The 3113-nt window shown below is 76.2% G+C and carries 4 protein-coding genes; 1 reads left to right on the top strand and 3 read right to left on the bottom strand.

The window, feature by feature from the left end:
- Positions 1 to 14: 14 nt before the first annotated feature.
- From ACTHMS_RS14990 to ACTHMS_RS14980, 3 genes are read right to left on the bottom strand one after another with little or no spacing between them, the layout of a single operon-like run.
- Entirely contained in the window at positions 15 to 851 is an 837-nt protein-coding gene (locus tag ACTHMS_RS14990; protein ID WP_440307478.1) for a biotin-dependent carboxyltransferase family protein, read from the bottom strand.
- Complete coding sequence (locus ACTHMS_RS14985) at positions 848 to 1453, bottom strand: 5-oxoprolinase subunit B family protein (protein WP_440307477.1); 606 nt, start codon at positions 1451 to 1453, stop codon at positions 848 to 850. Before ACTHMS_RS14985 ends, ACTHMS_RS14990 begins: the two co-directional genes overlap by 4 nt.
- On the bottom strand, positions 1450 to 2208 hold the full coding sequence (locus ACTHMS_RS14980; RefSeq protein WP_440307476.1) for a LamB/YcsF family protein: 759 nt from the start codon (positions 2206 to 2208) through the stop codon (positions 1450 to 1452). Before ACTHMS_RS14980 ends, ACTHMS_RS14985 begins: the two co-directional genes overlap by 4 nt.
- A gap of 97 nt (positions 2209 to 2305) precedes the next feature.
- Here ACTHMS_RS14980 and efeU point away from each other — a divergent pair.
- On the top strand, positions 2306 to 3113 hold an 808-nt coding region (gene efeU, locus ACTHMS_RS14975; protein ID WP_440307475.1), incomplete at its 3' end, for an iron uptake transporter permease EfeU.

Genomic DNA, 3113 nt, shown 5'->3' with positions numbered 1-3113 from the left:
CCTGCACCCGATCCTCACCTGAGCCGGCCGGCCGCCTCGGCGAAGCGGACCGGGTCGCCCGGCCGCAGCTGGGCCGGGCCGGCCGGGTCGAGGAGCACGGCCAGCACCGGGTAGCCACCGGTCACCGGCGCGTCCGGGCCGAAGATCAGCGGGTGACCTGACGGCGGCACCTGCACCGAACCGGGCCGCATCGGCTCGCTCGGCAGTTCGCCCGCCACCGCGCGCTCGAGGTGCGGCCCGTCGAGCCGGATGCCGATGCGGTCGGCCTCGGCGGTCACCGTCCAGGAGGTCGCGAAGCACGCGTCGACCGCCGCCGGCGTGAACCAGTCGTTGCGCGGCCCGGGTACCACCGCGAGCGACGCGGGCCGAGCGGCCGGGACGGCGAAACCGTCAGCGACCGGGCCGGCCGGCGCCGCGCCGACCGACAGCAGCGCACCGGCGGCGAGCGGCGGCGGCCCGAGTCCCGACAACCGGTCGGTGCTGCGTGAGCCGAGCACCGGCTCGACGGCGATGCCGCCGCGCACCGCGAGGTAGCTGCGCAGCCCGGTCGCCGGCACTCCGAACCGCAGCGTCGTCCCGGCCCGGCACGTCACCGCCTCACCCCAGCGGGTCACGCCGGGGCAACGGGCGCCGGTGAGCGCCACGGTCGCCGCGTCCAGGCACCGCACGACCAGGCCGCCGAGCGTGAACTCGATCGCCGCCGCAGCCTCGTCGTTGCCGACCAGCCGGTTCGCCAGCCGCAGAGCCGCCCGGTCGAAGGCGCCCGAGCGCGGCACGCCGAGCGCTGCCAGCCCGACGCGCCCGAGGTCCTGGACGGTCGCGAGCGGGCCCGGCGCGACGATCTCGATCACCCGGGCCGGAACCGGACGCGGGTGCCGGGCGCCAGCAACGCGGGCGGGTCGCGGTGGAGGTCCCAGAGCGGCGCGTCGGTGCGGCCCAGCAGCCGCCAGCCGCCGGGGGAGACGCGCGGGTAGACGCCGGTGTACTCGCCCGCGATCGCGACCGACCCCGCCGGCACCGCCGTGCGCGGGCTCGCCAGCCGGCCGACCCGCAGGTCCGGCGGCAGCCCGGTGAGGTACGCGAAGCCTGGGCTGAAGCCGCAGAACGCGACGACGTGCTCGACCGCCGCGTGGCGGGCCACCAGCTCGTCCGGCGACAGCCCGAGCTCAGCGGCCGTCGAGCCCAGGTCGGCCCCGTCGTACAGGACGTCGAGCTCGACGAGCGGCCCGTCGGTCGCCCGCGCCTCGGCCGCACCCGCCGCCGCGAGCACCGCTGCTGGATCGGTGCCAGGACGCAGCACCGCGAGCACCGTGCGCGCTGCGGGCACCGCCTCGACCACGCCGGGCACCCGTGCGACCGCACCGGCGACGGCGATCGCCTGCGCCGTCGACCCGACCTCGAGCAGCAGCCCGTCCTCGCCGCACGGACGGACGGCGAGCGGCGACGGGCTCACGGGGCGAAGGCGCCCAGCGTGACGCCCGCGTCGGCCAGGGTGCGGCGGATCTCGCGGGCCAGCTCGACCGCGCCCGGGGTGTCGCCGTGCACGCAGAGCGAGCGGGCGTCGACCGGCACGCTCGACCCGTCCGTGGCGATCACCCGCCCGTGCACCGCGATGGCGGCCGCCTGGGCCACCACCGCGTAGGGATCGGTGAGCACGGCGGCGGGCTGCGAACGCGGCACGAGCCGGCCGTCGGGCAGGTAGGCGCGATCGGCGAACGCCTCGGCCACGAACGGCACGCCGGCGTCGTGGGCCGCCGTCTCGAGCGCCGAGCCGGGCAGCCCCAGCAGCGGCAGCGCCCGGTCGAAGGCCGCGACCGCCTCGGCCACCGCCTCCGCCTGCACCATGTCGTCCGCGGCGGTGTTGTAGAGCGCGCCGTGCGGCTTGACGTACCGCACGCGGTCACCGGCCGCGCGAGCGCACGCGTCCAGCGCACCGAGCTGGTAGAGCACGTCGGCGGCCAGGTCGTCGGGGGCGATGTCGATGCGCCGCCGTCCGAAGCCCGCGAGGTCGCGGTAGCCGACGTGGGCGCCGACCGCGACGCCGCGCGCCGCAGCCGCCACGCACACCCGGCGCATCGTGAGCGGGTCGCCCGCGTGGAACCCGCAGGCCACGTTCGCCGACGTGACGACGTCCAGCAGCGCCTCGTCGTCGCCGAGGCGCCAGATGCCGAAGCCCTCGCCGAGGTCGGCGTTGAGGTCGAGCCGCACGACCGAAGCGTAGGGCGCATCACGTCCGACCGGCTGTCCCCGCGGCGCGAGCTTGAGTTAGGTTAGGCATACCTAAGTCACCGTCGAGGAGGTCGCAGTGCTGCCCACGTTCGTGATCGGGATCCGGGAGGGGCTGGAGGCCGCGCTCATCGTCGGCATCATCGCCGCCTTCCTGCGCAAGCAGGGCCGACCCGACCTGCTGCGCTGGGTCGCCGCCGGCGTCGGCGCGGCCGTGCTGTTGTGCGTGGCTGTCGGCGTCGGGCTGGAGGTCGCGTCCCGCGAGCTGCCGCAGCGGCAGCAGGAGGGCCTCGAGACGGTGATCGGGGCCGTCGCCGTCGTGACGGTCACGTTCATGGTGGTCTGGATGCGGCGGCACAGCCGCGGGCTGAAGGGCCAGCTCGAGACGATGGCCGCCGACAGCCTCGGCGCCGGGGCCCGCGCGATGGTGCTGATGGCATTTCTCGCCGTGGTGCGCGAGGGCTTCGAGACCGTCGTCTTCCTCATCGCCGCCTTCGACCAGAGCACGAGCGGTGCCGCGGGCGGCGTGGGCGCCGTGCTCGGTCTGCTCGTCGCGATCGCGCTCGGCGTCGGGATCTACCGCGGCGGCGTGCGGCTGGACCTGTCGAAGTTCTTCCGTGCCACCGGCCTGGTGCTCGTGCTCGTCGCCGCCGGGTTGGTCGTCTCGACGCTGCACACCGCCCACGAGGCCGGCTGGCTGACCGTCGGCCAGGGCCGCACCGTCGACCTGAGCGCGCTGGTGCGTCCCGGGTCGGTGCAGGCGTCGCTGCTCACCGGCATGCTCGGCATCCAGCCGCGACCCGTCGTGATCGAGGTGGTCGGCTGGCTGGTCTACCTCGTGCCGGTCGCGCTCTACGTCATCTGGCCCCCGGGACGCGAGCGGGCCT

It is taken from the genome of Jatrophihabitans sp., assembly GCF_051960575.1.
In the GTDB taxonomy this organism is placed as follows: Bacteria; Actinomycetota; Actinomycetes; order Mycobacteriales; family Jatrophihabitantaceae; genus JBQCEE01.
This window is presented reverse-complemented; position numbering and strand designations above follow the sequence as displayed.